This window comes from Neisseria sp. P0013.S005 (assembly GCF_051958425.1).
Taxonomy (GTDB): Bacteria; Pseudomonadota; Gammaproteobacteria; order Burkholderiales; family Neisseriaceae; genus Neisseria; species Neisseria subflava.
In genome coordinates, this window is sequence record NZ_JBQCVL010000001.1 from 185387 (window position 1) to 211335 (window position 25949).

A 25949-nucleotide genomic window follows, 5' to 3' on the forward strand; every position below is an offset into this window, starting at 1 on the left:
GGGGAAGAAATCCTAAATCAGAAATATAGGCATTTACAAGAAGATTCATCTTAATAACCGTTTTTAATGCATATTTCAAACTAAGTAACTTTGCCAGACTCCTGCCTGAATGAATATAAATATCAAAATTGTAAATACTGGAATTAAGTCGCCTAACTTATTGGCAACTTGATTACGAAAATACCTTTAACAAGTCCTAATCAATATAAGAAATAGTTATGAGTAAAACAATATTATTTGGAATGCCTACTGTATCCGGATTGTATAAACTAATTGATAAGAATTTAAAATACCATGGTTTTAAAGTTATTAATATTACAGAAGACTTTGAAAACTTCCGTTATCCTTCTATTTCCAGTTGGCTAAAAGTAAAATGGAGTAAATTTATTTACAAAGATATATCTGCTAAAAAAAATTTGAAATGTTCAACATTACAGAATATTATTACAGAGAAAATTAAGAATATTGGCGAATTAGACTACGCTTTATTAATTAGTGGCGACATATACAATAATGATTTTATTCAATTCCTTAATAAAATAAGTCAAAATGGTGTAGTTAATTATCAATTTGACGGTTTACATCGATTTCCTTCAATTTATCCTTTAATAAATGAATTTAATAGATGTTATGTTTTTGATTCAAATGATTTATATTATTCAGAATACCATCTCTTTCCTGCAACAAATTTCTATTTTGACTATGAGCTAGATAACCTTCCCGAAAGAACAGTAGATTTCTACTTCACAGGTGTTCATATGGACTCCCGAGCAAAAGTAATTGCTAATTTTGGACGCTATGCAAAAACAAGGAATAAGAGTACTGACATAAATATATTTTGGAAAAGATACGCAGATGGCAGAAAAATATACCCTGATGAGAGCATTACACTTATTGATAAAACAATCAGCTTTGAGGAAAATATTAAACGTGCCCAACATGCGAAAGTATTAATTGACTTTGTTATTGATAAGCATAATGGCTTATCTTTTCGCACTTTCGAAGCACTAGGAAATAAACAAAAGCTGATTACCACAAATACACAAGTAAAATACTATGATTTTTATCACCCTAATAATTTCCTAGTTTGGGATGGATATGATTTTGCACAACTAGATGAGTTTTTGGCAAAACCCTACGTTGATATTGATGAGAAAATTCGACAAAAGTACAGTTTTAAAAATTGGATTAGTTATATACTACAAATTCAACCATATAAAGAAATAAAGCTTCCAAATCCAATAGAAGATATAAAAGTCAAACCATAATGATAGGCCCATATAAGAAATCAAAAACTTACTATCATATTTTGGGATAAATGTCTTTTAAATTTCTATTAACATGGAAATTAAACTTATAATTTAACTGAAAATTAAAAACAGGGCGAAAATGCATAAACATCAACCTCTTATATCCATTATTATTCCATGCTATAACTCAGCTAATTACATTAAGGAAACTTTATCAAGTATTTATCACCAGTCTTATCAAAATTTTGAAATTATAGCTATTGATGATGGTTCAAACGACAATACCTTAGAAATTCTATATGAAGAAGCAAAAAAAGAATCTAGATTAAAAGTACTTTCACAAGAAAATACTTACTGCGTCAAAGCTCGTATTCATGCTATTCAATATGCCCGTGGCGATTACCTTGTTTGTCTAGATTCAGATGATCTTTTGGGAATAGACTATTTGAAAGTATGTGTAGATGCAGCTGAAGCTGATAAGAAATTAGCAATTGTATATACTGATGCCTTTCTTTTTGGCGCGAGAAATGAACCATGGAAGTTACCTAAATTTGCCTTACCAGACTTTTTACTGCAGAACTGCATCTATATTACCGCCTTAATCCGAAAAAAAGATTACGATGCAGTGGGTGGCTTTGATAGCAACATGACTTTTATTGAAGATTGGGAACTGTTTATTTCCATCATTAAAAATGGTGGGAAAGTCAAACAAATTCATCAACCTTTATTTTACTACCGACAACGACTCGACGAATCATCAGTGAGTAATTTAGCCTCTGATATAAAAGTCTCAGACAACCTACTAAAAATTTATAACAAACACTATGATTTTTACAAAGAAAACGGGATTTTTCTACAACTTTTAACTTCATACACACTAAAACAATATGAATTAAAACGAAAAAAATATAACAATCCTTTGATAAAATATTTTTATAAATGGTTCAACCCTAGAAGATATCAAAAAATCCAACCCTACTTGGAGTAGTAGCTAATGAGACGAATATTAAAAAAAATATTTCATACTTGGAAAATACAACGTCAGCTTCAAGCAAATTATCGTTTCATTTCAAGTAATCCTTATATATATAAGTCAGAAAACTATCCAGATAGTTTTCTAAGTAAAGTTATTAAGCAAACAACATTCATAATTGACAAGAATCCCGTTCCTAGAAAAATTTACACTTTTTGGACTGGTAACAATCCAATGTCAGAATCCCGTCAATCGCATTTTGAGCTTCTGAAACTAGTTTCAGGAGTAGAAGTGGTATTGATTACTCCAAATAATTTATCAGAATATATTTTACCTGAGTATCCACTGCACCACGCATTCAAATACTTATCCTTAGTACATAAAGCTGATTATCTACGTTGCTATTTTATGCATCATTACGGTGGAGGTTATAGTGATATTAAAGCTGCTCAATACAATTGGAGTCCTGTTTTTGACACTTTAGATTGTAGTAATGCATATTTTATTGGCTATCCTGAGATTAAAGCAGAAGACTTAGCACCTGTTGAAGGCAAGATTGGCGAAGATATGCAATGTTATTTTAGTATCATAGCTGGAAATTGCGCCTATATTTTTCGCAAACAAACCCCTTTTACTCAAGAATGGTATAACGAACTATTAAATAGAATGGATAATTACGCTGAGCAACTGGAGAATAATCCTGGTAACGTTCTAGGTAATAACCCCGGATACCCTATCCCTTGGACAAATATATTAGGAGATATATTTCACCCTTTATGCTTGAAATATACTGATAAAATTCTCCTTGATAATACTTTACGTCCAAATTTGGAAAACTATCGTTAAATTAATAGCGTGGTTGACATCCAAACATTTAACTACTATTTATACAGCATGTGATATAAATAGTATCAAAAAGGAAACAACATGAGTACACAAGATTTGAGCGGCAAAATCGCTTTGGTAACTGGCGCATCGCGCGGTATTGGTGCGGCGATTGCCGATACTTTGGCTGCGGCCGGTGCAAAAGTTATCGGCACTGCCACCAGTGAGAGCGGTGCGGCTGCAATCGGCGAACGCTTGGCACAATGGGGCGGCGAAGGCCGTGCATTGAATTCTGCCGAACCTGAAACCATCGAAAACCTGATTGCCGATATCGAAAAAGAATTCGGCAAACTGGATATTCTGGTCAACAACGCCGGCATTACCCGCGACAACCTCCTGATGCGCATGAAAGAGGAAGAATGGGACGACATCATGCAGGTCAACCTCAAATCTGTGTTCCGCGCCTCCAAAGCGGTATTGCGCGGCATGATGAAACAGCGTGCCGGTCGCATCATCAACATCACTTCTGTTGTCGGTGTGATGGGCAATGCCGGTCAAACCAACTATGCAGCGGCAAAAGCAGGCTTAATCGGCTTCTCCAAATCTATGGCACGTGAAGTCGGCAGCCGCGGCATTACCGTCAACTGCGTCGCCCCCGGCTTTATCGACACCGATATGACCCGCGCCCTGCCGGAAGAAACCCGCAAAACCTTTGAAGCGCAAACTTCTTTGGGTAAATTCGGTGAGGCGCAAGATATTGCCGATGCAGTCTTGTTCTTGGCTTCTGATCAGGCAAAATACATTACTGGTCAGACACTTCATGTCAACGGCGGCATGTTGATGCCTTAAACCGTTTGTTTATTTAAAGGCCGTCTGAATATTTCAGACGGCCCTTTTTGTCAATCAAAACACTATTTTACATTCTATCTTGATATAATCTTAATAATCCGTTAGATAACGCTCGAAACAGTAAGTCCAAATAAGCATGATACGGGAAATCAAATTGCAGAAATGAAGTTCATTCTGTGCGTTTTTATTTGGGTTTGCTGTCGGTTTTCGACGTGTTTCAGACGGCCTATATAACAATAGCTACTTTTAACGAAAGGCCGCCCACTCTATGCACGAATTCTCCCTCGGTCCCATTGTCATTGTCCTGTTGGTTTCCGTCATTACGGTTATCTGCTGTCGCAAATTCAACATTCCTTCCATGCTCGGTTATCTTTTGGTCGGTTTTATTGCCGGTCCGGGTATGTTCAAACTGATTCCGCAAAGCCACGCCACTGACTATTTGGGCGAAATCGGCATTGTGTTCTTGATGTTCAGCATCGGTCTCGAATTCTCCCTGCCCAAACTCAAAGCCATGCGCCGCCTCGTATTCGGTTTGGGCGGTTTGCAAGTCATCATTACCATGCTCTCGATTATGGGCATTTTGATGGCAATGGGCACGCCGTTTAACTGGGCTTTTGCCACTGCGGGCGCACTGACCATGTCGTCCACCGCCATCGTCAGCCGCATTCTGTCGGAGAAAACCGAGCTGGGTCAGCCGCATGGTCAAATGGCCATGGGTGTTTTGCTGATGCAAGATATTGCCGTGGTACCGCTGATGATTCTGATTCCGGCACTTGCCGGCGGCAGCGAAGGCAACTTGTGGGTAGAGTTGGGCTTGGCCGGTCTGAAAATGTTGCTGACCTTGGGCATTTTGTTCGTTATCGGCAGCCGTGTGATGTCGCGCTGGTTCAGACTGGTTGCCAAACGCAAATCGTCCGAACTCTTCATGATCAACGTTTTGCTGGTTACTTTGGCCGTAGCCTATCTGACAGAGCTTGAAGGCCTGTCTATGGCATTGGGCGCATTCGTCGCCGGTATGCTGCTTTCCGAAACCGAATACCGTATTCAGGTAGAAGACGACATCCGTCCATTCCGCGACATCCTGCTTGGCTTCTTCTTCATTACCGTCGGTATGAAGCTGAATATTCAGGCACTGATCGGCAACTGGCAGCAAATCCTGATTTTGTTGGCAATCCTGTTGGTCTTGAAAGCACTGGTCGTCTTCATCATCGCTTTGCGCATGAAAAACCCTGTGGGCGACAGCCTCAAAAGTGCGCTTTATTTGGCGCAAGGCGGCGAGTTCGGCTTCGTGATGCTGGCCATTTCCAGCAAAATCAATATGGTTTCGCCTGAATTGGAACAAGCGGCCACTGCAGCCGTCTTGCTCTCCATGATTGCCGCACCATTCATTTTAGGCAGCAGCGATGCCATCGTCAGCCGCTTCGTTAAATCCGACTGGGACATGAAAGCCTTGGACTTACACTCTATGTTGGTGGAAACCATGAGCAAATCCGAACACGTCCTGATTATCGGTTTCGGACGCGGCGGTCAATCGGTTGCCCGTGTATTGGCGCAAGAAGGCATCCCCTACTTTGCCCTTGACTTGGACATTGCCCGCGTACAAGTGGCACGCAACGCAGGCGAGCCGGTTTCCTTTGGCGATGCCAAACGCCGCGAAGTCTTGGAAGCCGCCGGCTTGGGACGCGCCAAAATGGTGGTCATCACGCTGAACAATATGCACGAGACCCAACATGTTCTCGGCAACATCATGTCTATGCATCCGAGCATGCCGGTTTATGTTCGCGCCACCAATGACGATTACGTTAAAACCTTTACCGAAATGGGTGCAGAAGAAACCGTCTCCGATACCAAAGAAACCAGCCTGGTGCTGGCAAGCTATGCCATGTTGGGCCACGGCCTCTCCTACAACCATGTTTATCAAACCATAACCCATATCCGTCACAGCCGCTATGCATCTTTGCAGGACTTGTTTGTCGGCAGTGATGATGACAGCTTCTCCGACGAAGACAGCAAGGCCGTCTGCCGCCATGCCTTCCCATTGCAAGGCGAAGCATACGCCATCGGCAAAACCATCCGTGAATTGCCATTGGCAGCGCATTATCTGAAACTATTGTTTATCCGCCGCAATACCGGAAAAATCCAGGACCTTGACCCTGATTTCGTTCTAGAAACCGGCGACATTTTGGTTGTCGCAGGCAAGCAGGAAGAAATTATTTCCTTTGAAAACTGGTGCTTGCAGGGAGATATCTAATTATCGGCAAATAAATCTTGCGCGTATCAGGATTTTTTGGTTTAATAGCGTCTTCGCAATTTTGCGCATGGGTGATTAGCTCAGTTGGTAGAGCGTCTGCCTTACAAGCAGAATGTCGGCGGTTCGACTCCGTCATCACCCACCAAGTTTCTTTTTCATTGTCTTTGACAGTGGATGCGCGGTGGTAGCTCAGTTGGTTAGAGTACCGGCCTGTCACGCCGGGGGTCGCGGGTTCGAGCCCCGTCCGCCGCGCCATTATTTAGAAATACTGATTCCTCAGTATCTCCCTTTTTCGGGTGATTAGCTCAGTTGGTAGAGCGTCTGCCTTACAAGCAGAATGTCGGCGGTTCGACTCCGTCATCACCCACCAAGTTTCTTTTTCATTGTCTTTGACAGTGGATGCGCGGTGGTAGCTCAGTTGGTTAGAGTACCGGCCTGTCACGCCGGGGGTCGCGGGTTCGAGCCCCGTCCGCCGCGCCATCAAGTTAAAAATAAAAATACCGGTTTTTACCGGTATTTTTTCGTCTGTACCCTATGCCTTTTTATAAAAAATCGAGCTTTTTAGATAGTATAAACAGGACAGCACAATAAAGCAGACATATGGTTCGAATCCTGAAAGACCATCTATCTCAAGCGGATTCACACCAAACGCTTATTCATCAAATCCCTAGATCATCTTTCAAAATAGACATAAATACTTGTCTCCTCTTCTTACACAAAGGCCGTCTGAAAACGTCAATACATTTTCAGACGGCCTTTTTTAGCTTATCAAGCCTGATATCTAATCATGCAGGAGGCCTTAGCATCAATCCAATGTTCGCCACCGGGCTGTACAATTTTAGACACCAGCTTATCCAAGTCGCGTAGATAATCGGTTGATTTTTGGCTGTTGATAATGACGACAACCAGCAACGGCTTTTCGCCCAACCAATACCCTGCCAGCGCGCGGACATCTTTAAGCGTACCGGTTTTGAGGCGCAGGTTTTCACCGGGCTGTTTCAAGCGTGTTTTAAGCGTGCCGTCTTTACCGGCAATCGGCAGCGTACTGATAAACTCGTTTTTAAACGGGCTGAAGTAGGCTTTTTCCAACATTTGCGCCATCATGCGCACATTGAGCCGTTCTACGCGGGACAGGCCTGAGCCGTTTTCCAACACCAGCCCTTCCGTATTGATACCGGCAACCTCCAGCTCGCTTTTTACGATAGAGGCGGCCTTAGTCTGCGCCAGCTTGTAATCAGATATATTTCCGGCAAATTTAAGGAAAACCGAACGGGCAATCAGATTATTGGAATGCTTGTTCATATCGGTGAGAATATCGGTAAGCGGTTTAGATAGATGACTTGCCAACACATGCGCATCATGAGGCGCGACACCTGTCGTCAGGCCGTCTGAAACCGTACCGTCTTGTTGACGCCATTGGTTGACAAAACTTTTGCCGACAAATTCTTTCATGCTGTACATATTCAGATACAGCTCTTTGCCCAAGCAGCTTTCCGGCAGCTTGCCCGATACGGTCAGCGTATTGTTTTTATAGGCAGTCTTCATGTGGTTTTTTAAAACACTGCACTTCCCTTCCTTATCTTCAAGCGTCAATTTGTTTTGAATATTCAGATTCGGCAGCGGCGGATTGGTACGGATGACCAAGCTTCCGTCTTCTTCTTTTTCAGCACGAAGCTCAACGGTTTTATACGCCAACATATTGGGATCAGGCGGTGTCATAAAGCTTTCGGCAGAGTCGGAAGCAAAATCATCCGGGTTCTTCACATCGCCCCACAGGCTACGGTCGAGTATCAGATGTCCGTCAATATGGCGTATGCCCTTATCGCGCATCTGTTGCTGCATTTGCACCAAATCATGCTGGTCAAACACAGGATCGCCGCTCCCCACCCAATACACATTGCCTTTCAGCGTATCGCCTTTGATTAGGCCGTTGGTTTTAAACTCCGTTTTCCAACGATAATCGCCGCCCAGCATACGAAACGCGGTAAACGCCGTTACCAGCTTCATCGTCGAAGCAGGATTGCGTAATTCATCGGCACGGTGTTCGGCAATCACTTTGCCGCTGTCCAATTCCTGCACATAAACGGAAATTTCATTTTCAGGAATACGCCCGAAATCCAAAGCCCATGACGGACAAACCGCCATCATCAGGCCGATTGATAAAATTCTTTTCAACTTCATTACGTTACAAAATCTTATAAATTCTGACAAGGTACTTAGGCCGTCTGAACGTTTCAGACGGCCTTTTATTTATTTCTGATGCGCTTTCAAACGCAAAGCAAACATGACGACCACGACACCGACAGCCAAAGCGCAACCCATCGCCAAATGGATACCGTCCAGCATTGCCTGTTGCGGCATATCTGCGCTGGAGAGTTTCTCGCCAATATTGGTTACGCCGACAAAAAACGCCGCACCGATGGCACCGGCAATCGGGTTGATGGTGGTCAGAATCGCCGCACCGTGCGGATTGAGCGTTTTCGGCAACGCGTTCAAACCGTGAGTTTCTCCCGTTACACAAGCGGACACGGAAAGCGCCAACAGCGTGAACATCGCCGTCAACATCACCACTTGCGTATCAATCCGCAAAAACAGCCACAATACCGCCAGCGACACCACCAGCATCACTGTTGCCGGCAAGACGACAAAGCGTCCGCCCTTTTTGTCCAATAATTTGCCGAACAAAGTCGCGGCAACCGCTTGGGCGATACTCGCGGGCATCAGAATCAGGCCGGTTGCCGTACCGGTCAGCATCAACACTTGTTGCGTGTACATCGGCACCATCAGTTCCAAGCCCAAGAACAGGAATATCGCACCGGCTAAAATTACAACGCAATATCTGAACTGTTTGTATTCAAATGCACGAAGGTTCAACAACGGCGTAGCCAAACGGAACTGACGGTGCGCAAACCAACCCACCAGCACAACGGAAGCGGCAAAGAGCAGGATAAATTCCACCAACGGCATATGGGCAAAATTACTGCTCGCATAAACCAGCCCGCCGAAGCCCGCAATCGACAGCACAGCCGACAACATATCAATTTTCGGACGGCTGATGTTGCTCAAATTGACCGTCAAATATTTGCCCACCAGCACCATCGCCGCCAACATAAACGGCGCAGTAAAGCCGAACAACACGCGCCAATGCGTATGGTCGATGATGATGCCCGACAGCGTCGGCCCCATTGCAGGCGCGGCGGTAAACATCATGGTAATGACGCCCATCGCCGTTCCGCGCTTGTTGGGCGGGAAAATCGACAATACGCCGTTAAACAGAAGCGGGACAAAAAATGCGGCAGACACTGCCTGCACCATACGCCCGACCACTAATACGCCAAACGTCGGTGCAAACGCGCAAATCAGCGAGCCTGCTAAAAACGTTGCCTGTGTAAACAGCACCATTTTGCGCGTTTCAAACCATTGAATCACGCCTGCCGTAATCGGCGTAAATGCCCCCATGACCAGCAAAAAGCCCGTCGTCAGCCATTGAACCGTGGTCTTATCGACACCGAAATCCTTCATAATCGGCGTGAGCGCGACATTCAGCAGCGTATCGTTGAGATAGCCGAAAAATGCGCCGATGAATAAGGTGGCGACAATGGTTTTAGCAGGAAAGTCGGGATTGTCGGCGTAGTATTCGTGTGCCGTTTCGCCCTCTTGCGAATCAGAAGCGTGCATAATAATTTGAAATATCAGCGAAACCGTTATTTTAGCATAAACCGTTTTGACAGGCCGTCTGAAACCTTGACCGCTTCTCCAGACAATACTAAAATTTAGAATCGTTTTCATTTTTATTATCAAACAGGAGAAAAACATGTCAAAGAAAGTCAGCATCTTGGTCGGCAGTCTGCGTAAAGGCTCGTTTGCACGAAAAATCGCACAAAACGTCATTTCCATGTTCCCCGAAGGCTACGAAGCGCAAATCGTCGAAATCGGCCATTTGCCTTTATACAACTTCGACTACGATGATCCCGCCGTTACCGACTTCCCTACTCCGTCCAGCTATACCGAGTTCCGTGAAACCATCAAAGCCTCTGCCGGCGTATTGTTCGTAACTTCCGAAAACAACCGCACCGTCCCGGCTTGTCTGAAAAACGCCATCGACATCGGCTCCAAACCCAATGCCGATGTTGCCTGGAAAAAAACACCGGCCGGCATCATCAGCCATTCTGTCGGCAAAATGGGCGGCTATAGCGCGCAAAAAAATCTGCGCCTTGCCCTTTCGTATTTCGATATGCCGCTGACCGGCCAGCCGGAAGTGTTCCTCGGCAACTCGCCTACCCTGTTTGACGACAACGGCCAGCTCATCGAATCTGCACGCGGCTTTGTTCAAGGCTATATCGACCAATTGGTTGCCTTGATTGAGAAAAACCCTAAATAACCGGGATTGAAACATACAGGCCGTCTGAAAACCGAATTTCAGACGGCCTCATCTTTTGCAAAAAATCAGTTTTTCGACAGTTCCTAAATTTTTACTAATTGTGTGCGGTTATAATCACTATCCGCCCATCCTCCGGAGAACTTCCATGCGCGTATTATTGGTTGAAGACGATGCCATGATTGCCCAAGCCGTCAGTGCCAACCTGAAAGACACCGGCTACGCTGTCGATTGGGTCAGCCGCGGTTCGGAAGTTGCCGCAGCAGTGGCGGCGCAAGCATACGATTTGCTGCTCTTGGATTTGGGTTTGCCCGGCAAAGACGGTTTGGACGTATTGGCGCAAATCCGCAGCGGAGGCTGTACCGTTCCTGTCTTAATCGTGACCGCGCGCGACGATTTGCACAGCCGCCTCAACGGCTTAGACGGCGGCGCAGACGACTACATCGTCAAACCCTTCGACATGGCAGAACTGCAAGCCCGTATGCGCGCCGTATTGCGCCGACACGGCGGACAGGCGCAAACGCTGCTGAGCAACGGCATCATCACGCTCAACCCTTCCACCCATCAGGCAGAAGTGGTCGGGCAGGAACAGGCCATCATGCTCAGCAACAAAGAATTTGCCGTCCTCCAAGCCCTGCTGCTGCGCCCGGGCATGATTCTGTCGCGCAGCGATTTGGAAGATAAAATCTACGGCTGGGGCGAAGAAGTCGAAAGCAACGCCGTTGACTTCCTGATTCACGCCTTACGCAAAAAACTCGGCAAAGAAGCGATTCAAAACGTTCGTGGGGTCGGCTGGCTGGTTGCACAAAACAACCAAACCGTCTGAAAAACCACAACAACAACACACAAACCATGCAACGCCTTATCCACACCATCAAACAATCCCTGCAAGTCCGGATCAGCCTCGCCCTGATCTGTATGCTCCTGCCCCTCTCCATTCTTGCAGGCATATTTTCATATTACGATACTTATCACGAGACCCAAGAGGTTCAAGACGACCTGTTGCGCCAAGTTGCGAACTATCTCGACCCGAGCGATGCCGATGACGAGAAACACTCGCTCGACAACGACAACAAGATTTCCGTTCAATTTCCCAATACGCCCAATCCCATTGTCAGCCTGCCTGAGAAGATTTCAGACGGCCTGCACACCATTCAGGCCGATGACGACGACGATTACTACCGCGTTTATACCCGTAATACCAAGCAAGGCCGCATCGCCGTCATGCAGGAAAGCGACTACCGCGAAGAGCTGGCCGAAATGGCCGCCGTGCAGAGCATCCTTCCCATGCTCCTCGCCCTGCCTCTGATTATCCTGCTCACCGTCTGGATTACCCATCGCGCCATGCGTTCCATCAAAACCCTGTCCAACGATTTAGAACAGCGCCAAATCAACGACCTCTCGCCGATGGACACGCAAGACATTCCCAGCGAAATCCAAGGCTTTGTCGTCGCCATCAACAACCTGTTGCAACGTACCGACGAAAACGTCCGCCAACAGCAACGCTTTATCGCCGATGCCGCACACGAATTGCGTAGCCCCATGACCGCCCTTTCCCTTCAGGCAGAACGGCTCAACAATATGCAGCTGTCCGCCGAAGCGCGCGAGCAGTCCGCCCTGTTGCAACAAGGCATACAGCGCAACCGCCACCTGCTTGAGCAACTCCTCTCCCTAGCACGCGCCCAAGCACCCGAAACCCAACGCCCCAAAACCCTGATCAGCCTGCAAAACCAGTTCCGCCGCGTCTTGCAGGAACTCATGCCGCTGGCGCTGGCCAAAGGTCAAGACATCGGTGTCGCCGTTGAAAACGACTGCCAAATCCACGCCGACGACACCGAAATCTACACCCTCATCAAAACCTTTACCGACAACGCCATCCGCTATACCCCCAAAGGCGGCCGCATCGATTTGGGCTTTGACGAAACCGCCGAATACCTCAACATCTGGGTAGAAGACGACGGCCCCGGCATTCCCCAAAGCGAACGCCAACGCGTTATCGACCCCTTCTACCGCATTCTCGGTACCGAACAACAAGGTACCGGCTTGGGGCTTTCCATCGCAAACACCATTGTCAAACGCCATCAAGGCCGTCTGAAACTGGCCGACAGCCGACGCTTTGACAGCGGCTTGCTGATTATTGCCGAGTTGGATAAAAAGACGCTTTAAATAATCGACCCGCCCAAATTGGTTTATCTAGCTTTAATCCGATAAATGAAAACGCTTTAAAACCAAAGGCCGTCTGAAAATACCTTTCAGACGGCCTTTTTATATTTTAAAGCAAACCTCATTCATTCCTCACAAATACGGCTGCAAGGTTTGGCGGAGGATTTCCATATCGGTAATTTCGGTGATATTGGCTTTACCCAAGTATTCCAAACCGACAAAACGCATGATGCCGCTGCTGACTTTTTTGTCGTGGCTCATATGTTCAATCCATTTTTCAAATGAGAAAACAGGCGGTGCGGACGGGAGGGAGGCGGCTTCCATTAAAGCAGCAATGCGGTCGGTATCGGCTTGTTGGGTTTTGCCCAAAATTTGCGACAAACGGGAAGCGAGGACGCAACCGGCGGCAACGGCTTCACCGTGCAGCCATACGCCGTAGCCCATTTCAGCCTCAATAGCATGGCCGAAAGTGTGGCCGAGATTAAGCCATGCGCGGATGCCCTGCTCGGTTTCGTCTTGGGCAACAATATCAGCCTTCATTTTGCAGCAATGATAAACGGCTTCTGCCATTTTTTCTTGATGTTGCGCCATCAGATCGGCCATATTTTCTTCCAACCAGGCAAAAAATTCGGCATCGCCCAATGCGCCGTATTTGATGACTTCGGCCATACCTGCGGAAAGTTCGCGTTGCGGCAGCGTTTGCAGGGCGGTCAAATCGGCCAAAACGGCTTGCGGCTGGTAGAACGCGCCAATCATGTTTTTACCGAGCGAATGGTTGATGGCAGTTTTACCACCGACCGAGGAATCGACCTGGCTGAGCAATGTGGTCGGCACTTGGATAAAAGGTGCACCGCGCTGATAAGTCGCCGCGGCAAAGCCGACCATATCGCCTATCACACCGCCGCCCAAAGCGATTAAAGTGGTTTTGCGTTCGGCACGGTTTTGCATCAAGCCATCGTAAATCAGGTTAAGCGTCTGCCAGTTTTTATATTCTTCGCCGTCGGTAAGGATGATGCTGAAATGCGGCACGCCCAGTCTGTCTAAGGCCGTCTGAAGCTGTTTGAGATAAAGCGGCGCAACGGTTTCGTTGGTAATGATGGCCGCTTTTTTGCCTAAATAGGGCTGAAGCAGCGTATCTGCCTGCTCAATCAGTTTATGCCCGATAAAGATGGGGTATTGATGGGACGGAGTTTGGACAGTCAGGGTGCGCATGGTGTTCCTTTGCAAAGCGTATTTATTCGCCTAAAGCCTGTATCAGGCGTTTGAGCGTTTTGTGACAGCTGTCGGATTCGATGACGAGATGGGCAGTTTGACGGTACAGCGTATCGCGTTGGTCATACAGCTCTTGCAGTTTGGCCAAAGGATTGGCAACTTGCAACAGCGGCCGGTTGCTGTCGTAACGGGTACGCTCCAGCAAGGTTTCGGGGCTGGCATGCAGATAAACAACCGTACCGTTTTGGCGCAAAATCTGCCTGTTTTCACTGCGCAATACGGAGCCGCCACCGGTCGATAAAACGATGTTGCGCCGGGAAGCGAGCTTCTTCAGCATATTGGTTTCACGGTTGCGGAAGCCTTCCTCCCCTTCCATCTCAAAAATGGTCGGAATGGATACGCCCGAAGAAGTGCAGATTTCGTAGTCGCTGTCGTAAAACGGGCATTCAAACATTTGGGCAAGCTGCTTGCCCAAAGTGGTTTTGCCCGCGCCCATCAGCCCGATTAAGATTAAATTGCCGTTGATTTTTTCCATGTGGGTCATTTTATACGATATGGTGGTTTCGTGGAAAAGTTCGTCGTTTTTCAGACGGCCTTTTCATCTCAGGCCGTCTGAAAACCAAAACAGGCATACCTTTGCAGATATGCCTGTTTGTCATTTTAAAAATCAGTAACGCAGATTGTTACCCACATTATCCATAATGCGCGGCGTGATGAAGATCAATAGCTCACGGCGGTTTTCACGTTTGCCGCGTGATTTGAACAGATTGCCGACAACGGGAATATCGCCCAAAACAGGTACTTTGTTCACCGCATTGGTGCTTTCTTCCTCGTAAATACCGCCGACAATCAGCGTACCGCCATCTTCAACCATGGCTTGGGTATTCAAGTGTTTGGTGTTGATACACTTGGTCATCAGAGAATCTACGGTACAGTCGATCGGGGTATCGCGATTAATCTTCACAGTCATGATAATTTGACCGTCAGGCGTAATGTTCGGCGTTACGGTCAAGCCCAAAACGGCTTTCTTAAAGGTAATCGAAGTCGCACCGCTGGAAGAAGCCTCTTGGTAAGGAATTTCCGTACCGGATTCAATTTTGGCTTCTTTACGGTCTTGTGTCAGCACGCGCGGATTGGAAATGGTTTTGCTCTTACCCTGTTCTTCAGACGCACTGATTTCCAAGCCCAATGCGCCGGACGAGAACGCACGCACCAGCGCAATGCTGTTGACTGCGGCCGCGGTCGGCAGACTGACATTCGGATCCAAAGTCCATTTGCGGTAGCCTACGTCGCCACGGTTAAACGAGGCATTGGTATTGTAGTTGGTTTGCGCATTGCTCCAGTTGCTGCCCCATGCCGTACGGCCGATCGCACCACCGGAACCGAATTTAACGCCCAAGTTGCGGAAGAAGGTATCTTCTGCTTCCACAATACGCGCTTCCACCATCACTTGACGGGTTGGAACGTCCAATTCATCAATCAGTTTGCGGAATTTCTCAATCACGCCGCGGTTGTCGGTTACGATCAGCGTATTGGTGGCCGGATCGATTAAGGCGCTGCCTCGGTTGCTCAACAGAGTGTTGCGGGTGTTGGAATTATTGCTGTCGTATTCTTCCAAACGCAGAATTTTGCGGAATTCATCCACGTTTTTGTATTTCAACTGGAAGGTTTGAGAATACAGCGGACCCAATTCGGCAATCTCTTTTTCAGCCTGCAAGAAGGCTTTGTCTTTTGCCAACAATTCATCGCGAGGTGCGATATTGATAATGTTGCCTTGACGGCGCATATCCAAATTGCGCGCCTGCATAACCAAGTCTAAAGCCTGATCCCAAGGTACATCTTTCAGGGACAAAGTCATAGTGCCTTTGACGGTATCGCTGGCAACAATATTCATGCCGGATTCTTTTGCCAAAATCTGCAAGATGGTACGAACTTCTACATCTTGGAAATCCAAAGAAATTTTACGGCCTTTGAACGATTTGTTCGCATTGTGGTTTAAGCCGCCGGATTCGGTATTGGCGGCTTTAGGCGATACTTCAAATACAAAGCGTCCGGAAGAAGCTTTGGTATTGATGTCCCAATTCGTATTATTGTTGCGGATAATAAGCTGGGTAGAATTGCCGATACGTTTGAGCGTAACGTTTTGTACAGGTGTATTAAAGTCAGCCACATCCAAACTGCGTTGCGCTTGTGTCGGCAAAGTATGGTTTTTCAATGTCACAACCACGCGGTCGCGCTGCTGTTTAATATCCGGCTGTCCGCTGAAACCAGGGGCGGACAATTCAATAATGCCGGAATTGCGTGCGCCTTTGCGGAAATCGATATTGGCTGCTGAAACGGCTTGATAAGTCTGAGCAGCGCGCGCGGTAGACGGCGTAGCCGCACGTTCATTTGCAACGGCCGCATTGGTTTGATCAGTAGATTCGTTTACAAATACCCAAACTTCGTTGCCGCGAATCTCAGTATTGTATTGGCTGATTTTGTTCAAACCCAAAACCACGCGTGCACGGTCATTGTTTTGCGCCGCAGTAATTTGATTCAGCAATGGGTCGGCATATTCCAAAACAGGCTGAGGCAAACGGATATTGGTGTTGGCAAAATCCAATGCGATACGCGCCGGCGTAGATGTTACAAAACCATGAGGTGTGGTGACATCTTTGTCGAAACGGATTTTGATGATTTTTTGGTTGTCAGGCAAAGTAGAAACGTTAATATCGGTAATATTGCCTGCAAAGGCCGTCTGAACAGCGAGGGCAACGCTGAAGCCGGCAAATAATTTTGTCATGTGCTTGGTTTTCATAATCGAGTGAGACCCCTAAATTAATTTGAATTCGAACTATCTGAGCTATTGGAAGAATCCGCCTCTTTACTGCTCAATGGCAATTCGGCCTTCCGGTACACCCAGTTGCCGTAGCTGTCTTCAACTTGCTCGGTCAAGATAATTTTATCTTCGGTAATACTTTGGATTCTGCCGTAATTCTGACCGATGTAGTTTCCGGGATAAACGGTATAAACATGGTCGTTAACCTTGATAAATCCGGAAACTTTGCCGCCGCTTTGAAGCGTTCCGACAAAGGCCATATTCTCCAAACTGAAGGCTTCCAATGTTTCTTTCGGACGGTTCACATCCGGCGCATTGCCGCCTTTAGGAGCAGTGTCCAAACGACGTGAATCAAACGCATTCATGCCTTTAAAGTTCGGCGGGCTATACGGCTTAGGCAATGTAACCGTCGGCTCTTCAAACGGAATAATCTTGGATTTTGCTTCCTGACGGGTTTGCGTCATCCATTGAGTCAAATCTTCATAGCTTTGCGTACAGGCTGTCAAGGGAAGAAGACTTAAGAGTAAGATGATTTTTTTCATGATTTCCCTATTCTTTTATTTTTGCTCATTCTCGGCAGGTTTGCCTTCTTCTTGTGCCTGTTGCGCAGCCAATTCGGCAGCAATCTCTTCGGCCGGACGGGCTTTGTAAGTCGTCGCAATCGCACTCAATGTCAACTCGCCTTTATTGCCTTTGCCTTCTTTGTCCTCGCCTGCGTTCACGAGTTTCAAAGAATCTAACGTAATAATGCGCGACAAATCGCCTACATCACGGGTAAATTGGCTGATTTGAGAGTATTTGCCCGTGATGGAAATCTGATACGGCAGTTTTTGAATCGGACCATCGTTTTCAGGTTGGAGCGGTGCAACGCTGTCCAAACGCAGTCCGTTGGTTGAACCTGCCTGATGCAGCTCTTGAATCAGGTTCGGAATTTCCGCATCGGTCGGCAGTTGTTTCAACAAAACGTCAAATGCAGAACGGATAGAAGCCAATTCAGCCTTCAAATTGTTCAAGCTTGCCGCCTGAATGCTTTTACGCGTAAAGGTTTCCTTCAGTTCTGCTTCTTTGGCTTCCTGCGTATTCAAGGTTTCAATCTGATCTTTAAATACGCCGACATAGCCCAACGCCAACATACCGACAATCAACAAACCTCCCAGCAAAAGTTTTGAAGGCATATTGAGCAGGTACAGGTTTTGTACGTCCAATTGTTTCAGGTTTTTAGATGCCATTATTGAGCCTCCGGAGCAGGTTCTGCCACAGGTTCGGCTATTTCACTGCTGCTTTGTGCAGTCGGTGCAGGAGCCGGCGTATTCACTTGGTTGATTGAAGATTTCAAAGTAAATTCTTGGTAGTTATCTACTTTTTTGATGCTCAACAATTCAGGCTGCAAGAAAATACCTGTACTTGGCAGGGAGCGCATCATAACGGCAATTTTATTGTCGCTGACGGCATGGCCGCTAATTTTATAGCTGGTCGGGCTTTCTGCTTCCAACGCAGTCAAATAAGTATTATCGGGCGTAAGCGCATTCAAAGAATCAAGGATATAAGCTGCTTGATAGCGTTTTTCCTGCAACTCTTCCACTTTCAGCTTCTTGGCCAAGAAGGCTTCTTTTTCTTGCTGAAGTTTATCGATTTCGCCCAATTCTCTATCAAGTCTGTCGATTTCGGTTTGCAGGAAGTTGTTGCGGCCTTCTTGATTGCTGATGGCGCTATCAATACCGAGATAGGTAGCGGCTGCCAAGCCCAAACCCACTGCAAAAGCGCCAAGCATCAATACTTTGAATTGCTGCTGCTTGCGCTGTTTAATCTCTTCCCGATACGGAAGAAGGTTGATTCTGGTTAATTCGATCATGTTCTCAAAGTCCCCTTAATGCCAATCCAAACGCCAACGTCAGTGACGGCGCATCAATTTGAAACTGCGGCAATTCTACTTTTGCACTGCGTTCCACATATGAAATCGGATGCAGGTATTCTGTTGCCGTATTGGTTTGCGAGAAAATGCTTTCCGCCAAACCTGCCTGCTGAGCGGTAAAGCCGGTCAGCAGGATGTGTTTGATATTGGCGAAAGAATCAGTGGCCTGCGTGGTATAGTAAAATTGCAAAACCCGCTGAACTTCTTGCGCAACCTGCACATTAAAACGGTCGGCAATCTGAGACTGGTAGTCGGAAGGCTTGTTTTGGGAAGCCATCATTTGAGCGGCTTTTTCTTCCGTTACCCGATAAGTACGCTGAATCAGCTGATTGAGCTGCTCTGTGCTGACCGGAGTTTCTTGTTTATAGAGAATGCGGCCGTTTTGCAGAATCAGGGCATACATTTGCGTCGCATGAATGCCGAACACGGCAACTTTTTCCTCTGCCATTTCGGGAGCATGCGTATTCATCCAATAAACGAAGGCATTGCGTTGCGCCAGTAAGTCCAAATCCAAAGCGGACAAAGGCAAGCCCGCATTTTCAAACATTTCAATGCGCGGTTCGACATCGTCTTTTTTAGCGGCAACAGCTAAAACATGCTGGCCCGAACCGACTTCTTCGGCTTGAAAGTCGTAGTTCATTTCTTCAATAGGCGCAAATTGGCCGACTTCCGCATCGACAAACTCTTCCAAGTCCAAATCGGTATCACGCGGGTTGTAAATAATTTGCTCGACTGTCGCCAAATTTTGTGGCACAGCCGCAACAATATTTTTGCAAGAACTGCGTAATTGTGTGTAAGTATGTTGGATGTAAGTGGCAAGCTGATCGTAGTCTTGAATTTTGTTGCCTTTGACAATATTTTTAGGCAATTTGGTAATAACGTATTTTTCCAGCTGAATTTGGTTTAAACTACGGCCTGTCAGTTGTACCATCTTAATGGCATGTTGGCTGATGTCGACGCCGATGGCAGAGCGGTTGTTCAATCCGCTAGAAGCCTTGCCTGTTTTGGTATCTTTCGTGCTTTTAAATAAGCGCATGATTTGACTTCCCTGTATCATTTAGGAGTGAGTAACTGTTTCGTTATCCGTAAAGGACTTCTTATTCTTTACACAGTATTGACTGTGACTGATAGAAATCGTTTCCCATTTTACTTTATTTATCGCCATTAATGGCAAAATTATTACTTAGTCATGATTAAAAAGATTATAACGACCTGTATGGGTCTCTTATTAGGACTGGCTCTTTTCGGTATAGGTCTGATCGCAATTGCAATTCTGGTAACCTATCCAAAACTGCCGTCTTTGGACTCTTTACAACACTACAAACCAAAAATGCCGCTGACGATTTATTCTTCAGACGGCCAAGTCATTGGCGTTTACGGCGAACAACGGCGTGAATTTACCAAAATCGGCGACTTCCCCAAAATTTTGAAAGACGCAGTGATTGCCGCCGAAGACAAACGCTTCTACGACCACTGGGGTGTGGACGTTTGGGGCGTGGCGCGAGCCGTGATCGGCAACGTAATGGCCGGCAGTGTTCAATCCGGTGCCAGTACGATTACGCAACAGGTTGCCAAAAACTTCTACCTGAGCAGCGAGCGTTCATTCACCCGTAAATTCAACGAAGCCCTGCTGGCTTACAAAATCGAGCAGTCTTTAAGCAAAGACAAGATTTTGGAGCTGTACTTCAACCAAATCTATTTGGGTCAACGCGCTTATGGTTTTGCCTCCGCCGCCCAAACTTATTTCAATAAAAATGTTAATGATTTAACATTGGCCGAAGCCGCCATGTTGGCCGGCTTGCCTAAAGCACCTTCCGCCTACAATCCGATTGTAAACCCTGAGCGTGCCAAACTGCGCCAGGCTTATATTCTGAACAATATGCTGGAAGAAGGCATGATCACCCTGCAGCAACGCAATCAGGCTTTGAAAGAAGAGTTGCATTACGAGCGTTTTGTACAAAACATCGACCAAAATGCCCTGTATGTTGCCGAGATGGTGCGTCAAGAACTGTTTGAAAAATACGGCGAAGATGCCTACACACAAGGCTTCAATGTATATACCACCGTCGATACCGCACACCAGCGCGTCGCCACCGAAGCCCTGCGTAAAGTTCTGCGCAATTTCGACCGCGGCAGCAGCTACCGCGGTGCAGAAAACTACATCGACCTGAGCAAAAGCGATAACGTAGAAGAAACTGTCAGCCAATATCTTTCTACACTTTACACCGTCGATAAAATGATTCCTGCGGTTGTATTGGAAGCCTCACGCAAAGGTGTACAGATTCAGTTGCCAAGCGGCCGTAAAGTCACGCTGAACAGCCACGCTTTAGGCTTTGCCGCCCGTGCCGTCAACAACGAAAAAATGGGGGATGACCGTATCCGTCGCGGCTCCGTCATTCGCGTTAAAGGTAGCGGCGATACTTTTACCGTCGTTCAAGAGCCTTTGTTGCAAGGCGCATTGGTGTCTTTAGATGCGAAAACCGGTGCAGTCCGTGCATTGGTCGGCGGCTACGACTACCACAGCAAAACCTTCAACCGCGCAACTCAAGCCATGCGCCAACCCGGCTCGACGTTCAAACCGTTCGTTTATTCCGCCGCTTTGGCAAAAGGCATGACTGCCTCCACCATGATTAACGATGCGCCGATTTCCCTGCCGGGCAAAGGTGCAAACGGTAAAGCGTGGAACCCGAAAAACTCTGACGGCCGCTATGCCGGTTACATCACGCTGCGTCAGGCTTTGACCGCGTCGAAAAACATGGTGTCCATCCGCATCCTGATGTCTATCGGCATCGGCTACGCGCAACAATACATCCAACGCTTCGGCTTCAAGCCGTCTGAAATCCCTGCCAGCCTGTCTATGGCTTTGGGTACAGGCGAAACCACTCCGTTGCGTATTGCAGAAGGTTACAGCGTCTTTGCCAACGGCGGTTACAAAGTATCTGCCCACGTCATCGACAAAATCTACGACAGCCAAGGCCGTCTGAGAGCGCAAATGCAGCCGTTAGTGGCCGGTGAAAACGCACCTCAAGCCATTGACCCGCGCAACGCCTACATCATGTACAAAATCATGCAGGACGTTGTCCGTGTCGGTACCGCGCGCGGTGCAGCCGCACTGGGCCGCTCCGACATCGCCGGTAAAACCGGTACCACCAACGACAACAAAGACGCATGGTTTGTCGGCTTCACCCCTAGCGTTGTGACTGCCGTCTATATCGGCTTTGACAAACCGCGCAGCATGGGCAGTGCAGGCTACGGTGGCACAATCGCCGTACCGGTTTGGGTAGAATACATGCGCTTCGCCCTGAAAGGCACCAGCGTCAAACCGATGAAAGCACCTGAAGGCGTGGTTACAAACGGCGGCGAAGTGTATATGCGCGAACGCATGACCACCAGCTCCGACCTGGCCTTGGACAACAGCGGCGTTGCTCCGCGTCCTGCTCAACCTGCCCGTCATGCTGTTCCGAATGAAAACCGCCGCAGTGCCGAGAGCAACACTGCGCCAGCCCGTGAAGAATCAGACGAAACCCCAGTTCTGCCAAGCAATACCGGCAACAATAACAGACAACAACTGGACTCTCTGTTCTAATGTTCTAAAGCAAGGCCGTCTGAAACGTTCAGACGGCCTTTTTTAAGAAAATTCAAAGCAAAACCATGATTGATTTACACTGCCATTCGACCGTTTCAGACGGCATGTTGTCCCCAACCGAAGTTGTCCGACTCGCCCGTCAAAACGGTTGCACCCTGCTCGCCCTGACCGACCACGACCATACCGGCGGACTTGCCGAAGCACGCACCGAAGCCGATACCCTCGGCCTCCCCTTCGTCAACGGCGTGGAGATATCCGTCACTTGGCGCGGCCGCACCATCCACGTTGTCGGCTTGGACTTTGACGAACACAACGAAGCCCTGCAAAACCTGCTTGTCGAAGTCCGCAAAGGCCGTCTGAAACGATTGGAAACCATCGCGGCCAAACTGGAGAAAAAAGGCATAACAGGCGCGTATGAAGGCGCGCTGGCATTGGCCGCCAATAAAGAAATGGCCAGCCGCACCCACATTGCCGAATTCCTCATCCGCGAAGGCCATGTCAAAAACAAACAGCAGGCATTTACCAAATATCTGGGAGACGGAAAATCCTGTTCCGTCAGACACGAATGGGCCACACTGGAAGACTGCGTAGCCGCGATTACAGGCGCGGGTGGCATGGCCATTATCGCCCACCCGATGCGCTATGAATTATCCGCCACCGCCAAACGAAACCTGTTTCAAGAATTTAAAAATCTCGGCGGCGCAGGGATTGAAGTGCACAGCGGCAACTGCTGTAAAAACGACCGCCTAAACTATGCCTTGCTTGCCGACCGTTTCGACTTTCTCGCCAGCGCAGGCAGCGACTTCCACCGCCCCAACGACTTCAGCGGCGGCATACTCGGCGCCTGTCCCGACTTACCCGAACAATGCCGTCCTGTCTGGAAACACTTTAAGGCCGTCTGAATGCCTCACGCAAAAGGATTATCCTGCCAAATATCTTTGGAAGCCATATCTGATAACGTGTTTATACGGCCGGGATATATGCAGTATTTTCTCCGGGCAGTATAACCGATGTTGAAATTTCCGTCGGATACACGACATCAGCGGCTGTCTCTGCTGAAATTTCACCTGCCAACTCATTGTAAATTCCTTTGTCGTTTTGGAAATCAATATCGGCAACCTTGCGCCTTTCCCCATTTTCCAAAACCACTTCTGATTCAAATAATATTTTATTATCGGCTTCATCTTTCAGATTGATTTCTGCAAAATCCAAAGAGATCGACTGGATATCCCAGTCGGACAATAGAGAAAGCTCTCCTTCCTCCGTTTTCCCGTTACTGTTTTCGTCATGCCAGATTCTTAGCTCACCCCACAATTCATCATATTGATTAATGATATTATTATTGTCGCTGTCCAAATCTTTCGCCGTTTTCTGCGCGCTTGCCGTCAGACATAACTGTTGCCTTACCAAACATCTCCGTTCCGTCGTTTACCATGCCGTCTCCATTTTTATCCCAAACCAAAAAACCGCTGCCTTTTTTGAGCCAAGCCGTCTGTTCGGCCATCCCGTCGCTATCCATATCAAAACTCACTCCATCCTCCACCGAAGTCGTGAGCAACTCTTCTCCATACAGCTCGATAGCAAGAGGAGTATGGTAATTTTGGGCAATTTGGTCAAAATTCTGCTGAAGATTATCCACTCCGCCCTGCAAATCAAGTGAAATATTGGCTTTGTTCAGTAAATCCTGCAAAGCTTTCAAAGCTTCGTTTTCATTATGAATTTCTTTGCCTTTTCCTGATGCCTGTTCGGATTTTTGCTGTTCGACCAAAGCAGCCAAGCGGTTCACTGCATTGGAATAAAGCCTGCTGGCTGAAGTAATCAGTGCCGCATACGCACTTTTTGAGTAATTTACTAAATTATCGTTGAAGCTGACACTCTTGCCCGCGCTACCGATACCGAATTCAATCGCCCCCTGCTTTCCGCCTGAAGAATAATATAACGCTGTTCTTGCAGCCGTCGTTACCGTACCGTCTGCCAAACGGCTGTTGGCAGATACAAATACCACCATCAACATAGGATTTCCACGTGTCATCATCGGCATCAGACTAAGCGGCATATTTGGATCGGTTTTCTGAAAGCGAACCCGCTCGTCACCTACGCCAAACAGTCTGCTGGGATGGTCAGGCGCTGCTTCATCCATTCCTGATTGCAGGATTTTTTACTTTTCGGCCGGAGTTTTACCGTTTAGCAGGTTTGGATTGATTTTCTTAAGGAATATTGATTTCGCCAATGTCCAATAAGTATCGCCGGGCTCGCCGCTGGGGTTTTGGGTTTTCATTTTATGGGCAAAATAATCAACAGCCTGTTGTTGGTTCATCGCCTTGATTGCTTCTGTATTTGAGCCGTATTTGGTTTCTTTTGGGTTGTTCCGCAAATCAAACTGAAAACGGTTGTATTCGGCTTTTCCTTCTTCATAAACAAATCTTCGTGCATATTCATTCGCTGTTATATTGCGATTTCCATCAATATCAAGATCAAGCTTGGAAATTGTTTTCGACAAACCATGTCCTAACTCATGAGCCCAATCAGAAGCAGTCAGATATCTTTTGTCTGCCGTACCGAATACAATACTTCTATTTTCTTTACTGCCAATTAGTTTGCTTTGGAAAAATATGCCGGAATATTTAGTGTTTGCTTGAATACTCCCTAACCCCCCATTGATTGATAAAGTTATGGGTTTGCCCCAGTAAAATTGAATCCCGAATAATCTGATTAACTTCCGAAACAGGCATCCCTAATTTTAAAAAATGCTGCCGGATTTGTGCTGTTGTAGCCATACCATATACCTTTAAAATTAAATACTATCGACTATCTGATAAGAAAGATGCTGGAAATATCATTAATGCATTTGTCTGTTGGATGCTGAAATAATATTCCTGCACCTTTCTCCTCCCTTATAACCAAATGTCTATCACTCCCGATCAAATGGTTGTTTTCATCTACTGCTACTTGTTTTACTACCGTATACCTAGGAAAAACTTGTTCTGTTCCATTGTTAAAGCATACGCTGACCGGGCTTAGGATATGAGATGAAACATAGGGTTTCGGCAAATCATCAGGATAACGGTCATCAGGAAACAATGAACGGTATCGTTTTATATAATCAGGCGTTGCTTCGATTTCTAAAAAAGTACTGCCGTCGTAGTCGGTCTGATGCACTACCGTAAAGCCGTCGGTCGGCCGTTTTAGCTTACGCCGCCTGTGTTTGAGCCATTTCTGCCGCTCTGCCTTGTCTTTCCATCTGAGTACCGCCTGTTTTTCTCCGTCAGGCCGCAAACGGCCAGAAAGCCGCAGATAGCGCCGGTACACGGGAATCTGCCACTTTTTCGCTAAATCTTCAGGCGGCATATCAAGCAAACAGGCACTATGCAGCGTGCCGGCCATCTGTCTGAACAAATTCTCGAAGCTCTCTACAGGATAAAGCTGCCCGCAGCCCGTTGCGTCATCCGCATATGCTTGAGAAACAGAGACCGTCTGAATGCCGCTATCGGCATGAGACAAAATGGGCAGCAACATGGCCGGCCACAGCAAAGCAGCTAAAAATTTCACACTCATCTCCTTCTTGATAAAAATTATTACTTGCATTGATATTATTTCCAATATTTTTTCACTGCAAGCACATTTGCACGCTAATTGAGACCTTTGCAAAATTCCCCAAAATCCCCTAAATTCCCACCAAGACATTTAGGGGATTTTTCATGAGTACCTTCTTTCAGCAAACCGCCCAAG

24 protein-coding genes and 4 tRNA genes are annotated in these 25949 nt (G+C 46.9%); 14 read left to right on the forward strand and 14 right to left on the reverse strand.

The features are described from left to right. Positions 1-218 precede the first annotated feature (218 nt). The 9 genes from ACTHTA_RS00935 to ACTHTA_RS00975 all read left to right on the forward strand — a co-directional run bounded on the left by ACTHTA_RS00935 (position 219) and on the right by ACTHTA_RS00975 (position 6628). Entirely contained in the window at positions 219-1268 is a 1050-nt protein-coding gene (locus ACTHTA_RS00935; RefSeq protein ID WP_049328892.1) for a hypothetical protein, read from the forward strand. A gap of 121 nt (positions 1269-1389) precedes the next feature. Beyond that, positions 1390-2238 (forward strand): glycosyltransferase family 2 protein, encoded by an 849-nt coding sequence (locus ACTHTA_RS00940; RefSeq protein ID WP_049328893.1) that lies wholly within the window; start codon positions 1390-1392, stop codon positions 2236-2238. Positions 2239-2244: 6 nt separating this feature from the next. Further along, positions 2245-3069, forward strand: coding sequence for a capsular polysaccharide synthesis protein (locus tag ACTHTA_RS00945; protein WP_049351969.1), 825 nt, complete (start codon positions 2245-2247; stop codon positions 3067-3069). Between the two features lie 81 nt (positions 3070-3150). After that, on the forward strand, positions 3151-3897 hold the full coding sequence (gene fabG / locus ACTHTA_RS00950; RefSeq protein WP_003682193.1) for a 3-oxoacyl-ACP reductase FabG: 747 nt from the start codon (positions 3151-3153) through the stop codon (positions 3895-3897). A 268-nt stretch (positions 3898-4165) separates the two neighbouring features. Beyond that, the gene (locus ACTHTA_RS00955) at positions 4166-6148 is read left to right on the forward strand and encodes a cation:proton antiporter domain-containing protein (protein ID WP_308888235.1); all 1983 of its coding nucleotides are present in this window, start codon (positions 4166-4168) and stop codon (positions 6146-6148) included. Positions 6149-6217: 69 nt separating this feature from the next. After that, positions 6218-6293: transfer RNA gene (locus tag ACTHTA_RS00960), tRNA-Val, on the forward strand. 33 nt (positions 6294-6326) lie between these two features. Next, positions 6327-6403, forward strand: a tRNA-Asp gene (locus ACTHTA_RS00965). 39 nt (positions 6404-6442) lie between these two features. Further along, positions 6443-6518, forward strand: a tRNA-Val gene (locus ACTHTA_RS00970). Positions 6519-6551: 33 nt separating this feature from the next. Continuing rightward, positions 6552-6628, forward strand: a tRNA-Asp gene (locus tag ACTHTA_RS00975). Between the two features lie 288 nt (positions 6629-6916). Here ACTHTA_RS00975 and dacB read toward each other — a convergent pair. Both dacB and ACTHTA_RS00985 read right to left on the reverse strand, forming a co-directional pair. After that, complete coding sequence (gene dacB / locus ACTHTA_RS00980) at positions 6917-8329, reverse strand: D-alanyl-D-alanine carboxypeptidase/D-alanyl-D-alanine endopeptidase (RefSeq protein ID WP_308888234.1); 1413 nt, start codon at positions 8327-8329, stop codon at positions 6917-6919. 69 nt (positions 8330-8398) lie between these two features. After that, the gene (locus ACTHTA_RS00985) at positions 8399-9826 is read right to left on the reverse strand and encodes an MFS transporter (RefSeq protein WP_440364016.1); all 1428 of its coding nucleotides are present in this window, start codon (positions 9824-9826) and stop codon (positions 8399-8401) included. Positions 9827-9962: 136 nt separating this feature from the next. On the opposite strand from ACTHTA_RS00985, the gene ACTHTA_RS00990 reads away from it, so the two are divergent. From ACTHTA_RS00990 to ACTHTA_RS01000, 3 genes are all read left to right on the forward strand, one after another. After that, a complete protein-coding gene (locus ACTHTA_RS00990; RefSeq protein WP_049328898.1) occupies positions 9963-10529 on the forward strand; it encodes an NADPH-dependent FMN reductase in 567 nt (188 codons plus the stop codon). A 145-nt stretch (positions 10530-10674) separates the two neighbouring features. Further along, a complete protein-coding gene (locus ACTHTA_RS00995; RefSeq protein WP_154953123.1) occupies positions 10675-11352 on the forward strand; it encodes a response regulator in 678 nt (225 codons plus the stop codon). A 26-nt stretch (positions 11353-11378) separates the two neighbouring features. Continuing rightward, positions 11379-12692 carry an ATP-binding protein gene (locus tag ACTHTA_RS01000; RefSeq protein WP_308888232.1) on the forward strand — a complete coding sequence of 438 codons (1314 nt, stop codon included), beginning with the start codon at positions 11379-11381 and terminating at the stop codon, positions 12690-12692. A gap of 129 nt (positions 12693-12821) precedes the next feature. On the opposite strand, the gene aroB is transcribed toward ACTHTA_RS01000, so the two are convergent. From aroB to pilM, 7 genes are all read right to left on the reverse strand, one after another. After that, positions 12822-13901, reverse strand: coding sequence for a 3-dehydroquinate synthase (gene aroB / locus ACTHTA_RS01005; RefSeq protein WP_003684595.1), 1080 nt, complete (start codon positions 13899-13901; stop codon positions 12822-12824). A gap of 22 nt (positions 13902-13923) precedes the next feature. Beyond that, positions 13924-14445 carry a shikimate kinase gene (locus ACTHTA_RS01010; RefSeq protein ID WP_003682215.1) on the reverse strand — a complete coding sequence of 174 codons (522 nt, stop codon included), beginning with the start codon at positions 14443-14445 and terminating at the stop codon, positions 13924-13926. A 123-nt stretch (positions 14446-14568) separates the two neighbouring features. Further along, entirely contained in the window at positions 14569-16701 is a 2133-nt protein-coding gene (gene pilQ, locus ACTHTA_RS01015; RefSeq protein WP_049328902.1) for a type IV pilus secretin PilQ, read from the reverse strand. A 20-nt stretch (positions 16702-16721) separates the two neighbouring features. Then, entirely contained in the window at positions 16722-17264 is a 543-nt protein-coding gene (locus tag ACTHTA_RS01020; RefSeq protein WP_308888231.1) for a pilus assembly protein PilP, read from the reverse strand. Positions 17265-17279: 15 nt separating this feature from the next. Next, positions 17280-17951 carry a type 4a pilus biogenesis protein PilO gene (locus tag ACTHTA_RS01025; RefSeq protein WP_003684514.1) on the reverse strand — a complete coding sequence of 224 codons (672 nt, stop codon included), beginning with the start codon at positions 17949-17951 and terminating at the stop codon, positions 17280-17282. After that, positions 17951-18574, reverse strand: a complete 624-nt coding sequence (locus ACTHTA_RS01030; RefSeq protein ID WP_049328903.1) for a PilN domain-containing protein — start codon at positions 18572-18574, stop codon at positions 17951-17953. Before ACTHTA_RS01030 ends, ACTHTA_RS01025 begins: the two co-directional genes overlap by 1 nt. Before the next feature lie 4 nt (positions 18575-18578). Further along, complete coding sequence (gene pilM / locus ACTHTA_RS01035) at positions 18579-19670, reverse strand: type IV pilus assembly protein PilM (protein ID WP_440364015.1); 1092 nt, start codon at positions 19668-19670, stop codon at positions 18579-18581. Positions 19671-19823: 153 nt separating this feature from the next. Here pilM and ACTHTA_RS01040 point away from each other — a divergent pair, with 153 nt between their 5' ends. Together ACTHTA_RS01040 and ACTHTA_RS01045 are read left to right on the forward strand one after the other, a co-directional pair. Beyond that, positions 19824-22220 carry a penicillin-binding protein 1A gene (locus ACTHTA_RS01040; RefSeq protein WP_308888230.1) on the forward strand — a complete coding sequence of 799 codons (2397 nt, stop codon included), beginning with the start codon at positions 19824-19826 and terminating at the stop codon, positions 22218-22220. A 65-nt stretch (positions 22221-22285) separates the two neighbouring features. Beyond that, on the forward strand, positions 22286-23122 hold the full coding sequence (locus ACTHTA_RS01045; protein WP_154953118.1) for a PHP domain-containing protein: 837 nt from the start codon (positions 22286-22288) through the stop codon (positions 23120-23122). Between the two features lie 61 nt (positions 23123-23183). Here ACTHTA_RS01045 and ACTHTA_RS01050 read toward each other — a convergent pair whose 3' ends face one another. The 5 genes from ACTHTA_RS01050 to ACTHTA_RS01070 all read right to left on the reverse strand — a co-directional run bounded on the left by ACTHTA_RS01050 (position 23184) and on the right by ACTHTA_RS01070 (position 25775). Next, positions 23184-23576, reverse strand: a complete 393-nt coding sequence (locus ACTHTA_RS01050) for a bacteriocin (RefSeq protein WP_250599572.1) — start codon at positions 23574-23576, stop codon at positions 23184-23186. Continuing rightward, positions 23560-24360: a hypothetical protein gene (locus tag ACTHTA_RS01055; RefSeq protein WP_308888229.1), complete on the reverse strand. Its 801-nt coding sequence runs from the start codon at positions 24358-24360 to the stop codon at positions 23560-23562. Before ACTHTA_RS01055 ends, ACTHTA_RS01050 begins: the two co-directional genes overlap by 17 nt. Before the next feature lie 18 nt (positions 24361-24378). Further along, complete coding sequence (locus ACTHTA_RS01060; protein ID WP_308888228.1) at positions 24379-24720, reverse strand: hypothetical protein; 342 nt, start codon at positions 24718-24720, stop codon at positions 24379-24381. A 124-nt stretch (positions 24721-24844) separates the two neighbouring features. Next, entirely contained in the window at positions 24845-24997 is a 153-nt protein-coding gene (locus tag ACTHTA_RS01065; RefSeq protein ID WP_308888227.1) for a hypothetical protein, read from the reverse strand. Between the two features lie 31 nt (positions 24998-25028). Next, on the reverse strand, positions 25029-25775 hold the full coding sequence (locus tag ACTHTA_RS01070; protein ID WP_107810729.1) for a hypothetical protein: 747 nt from the start codon (positions 25773-25775) through the stop codon (positions 25029-25031). Between the last annotated feature and the right edge of the window lie 174 nt (positions 25776-25949).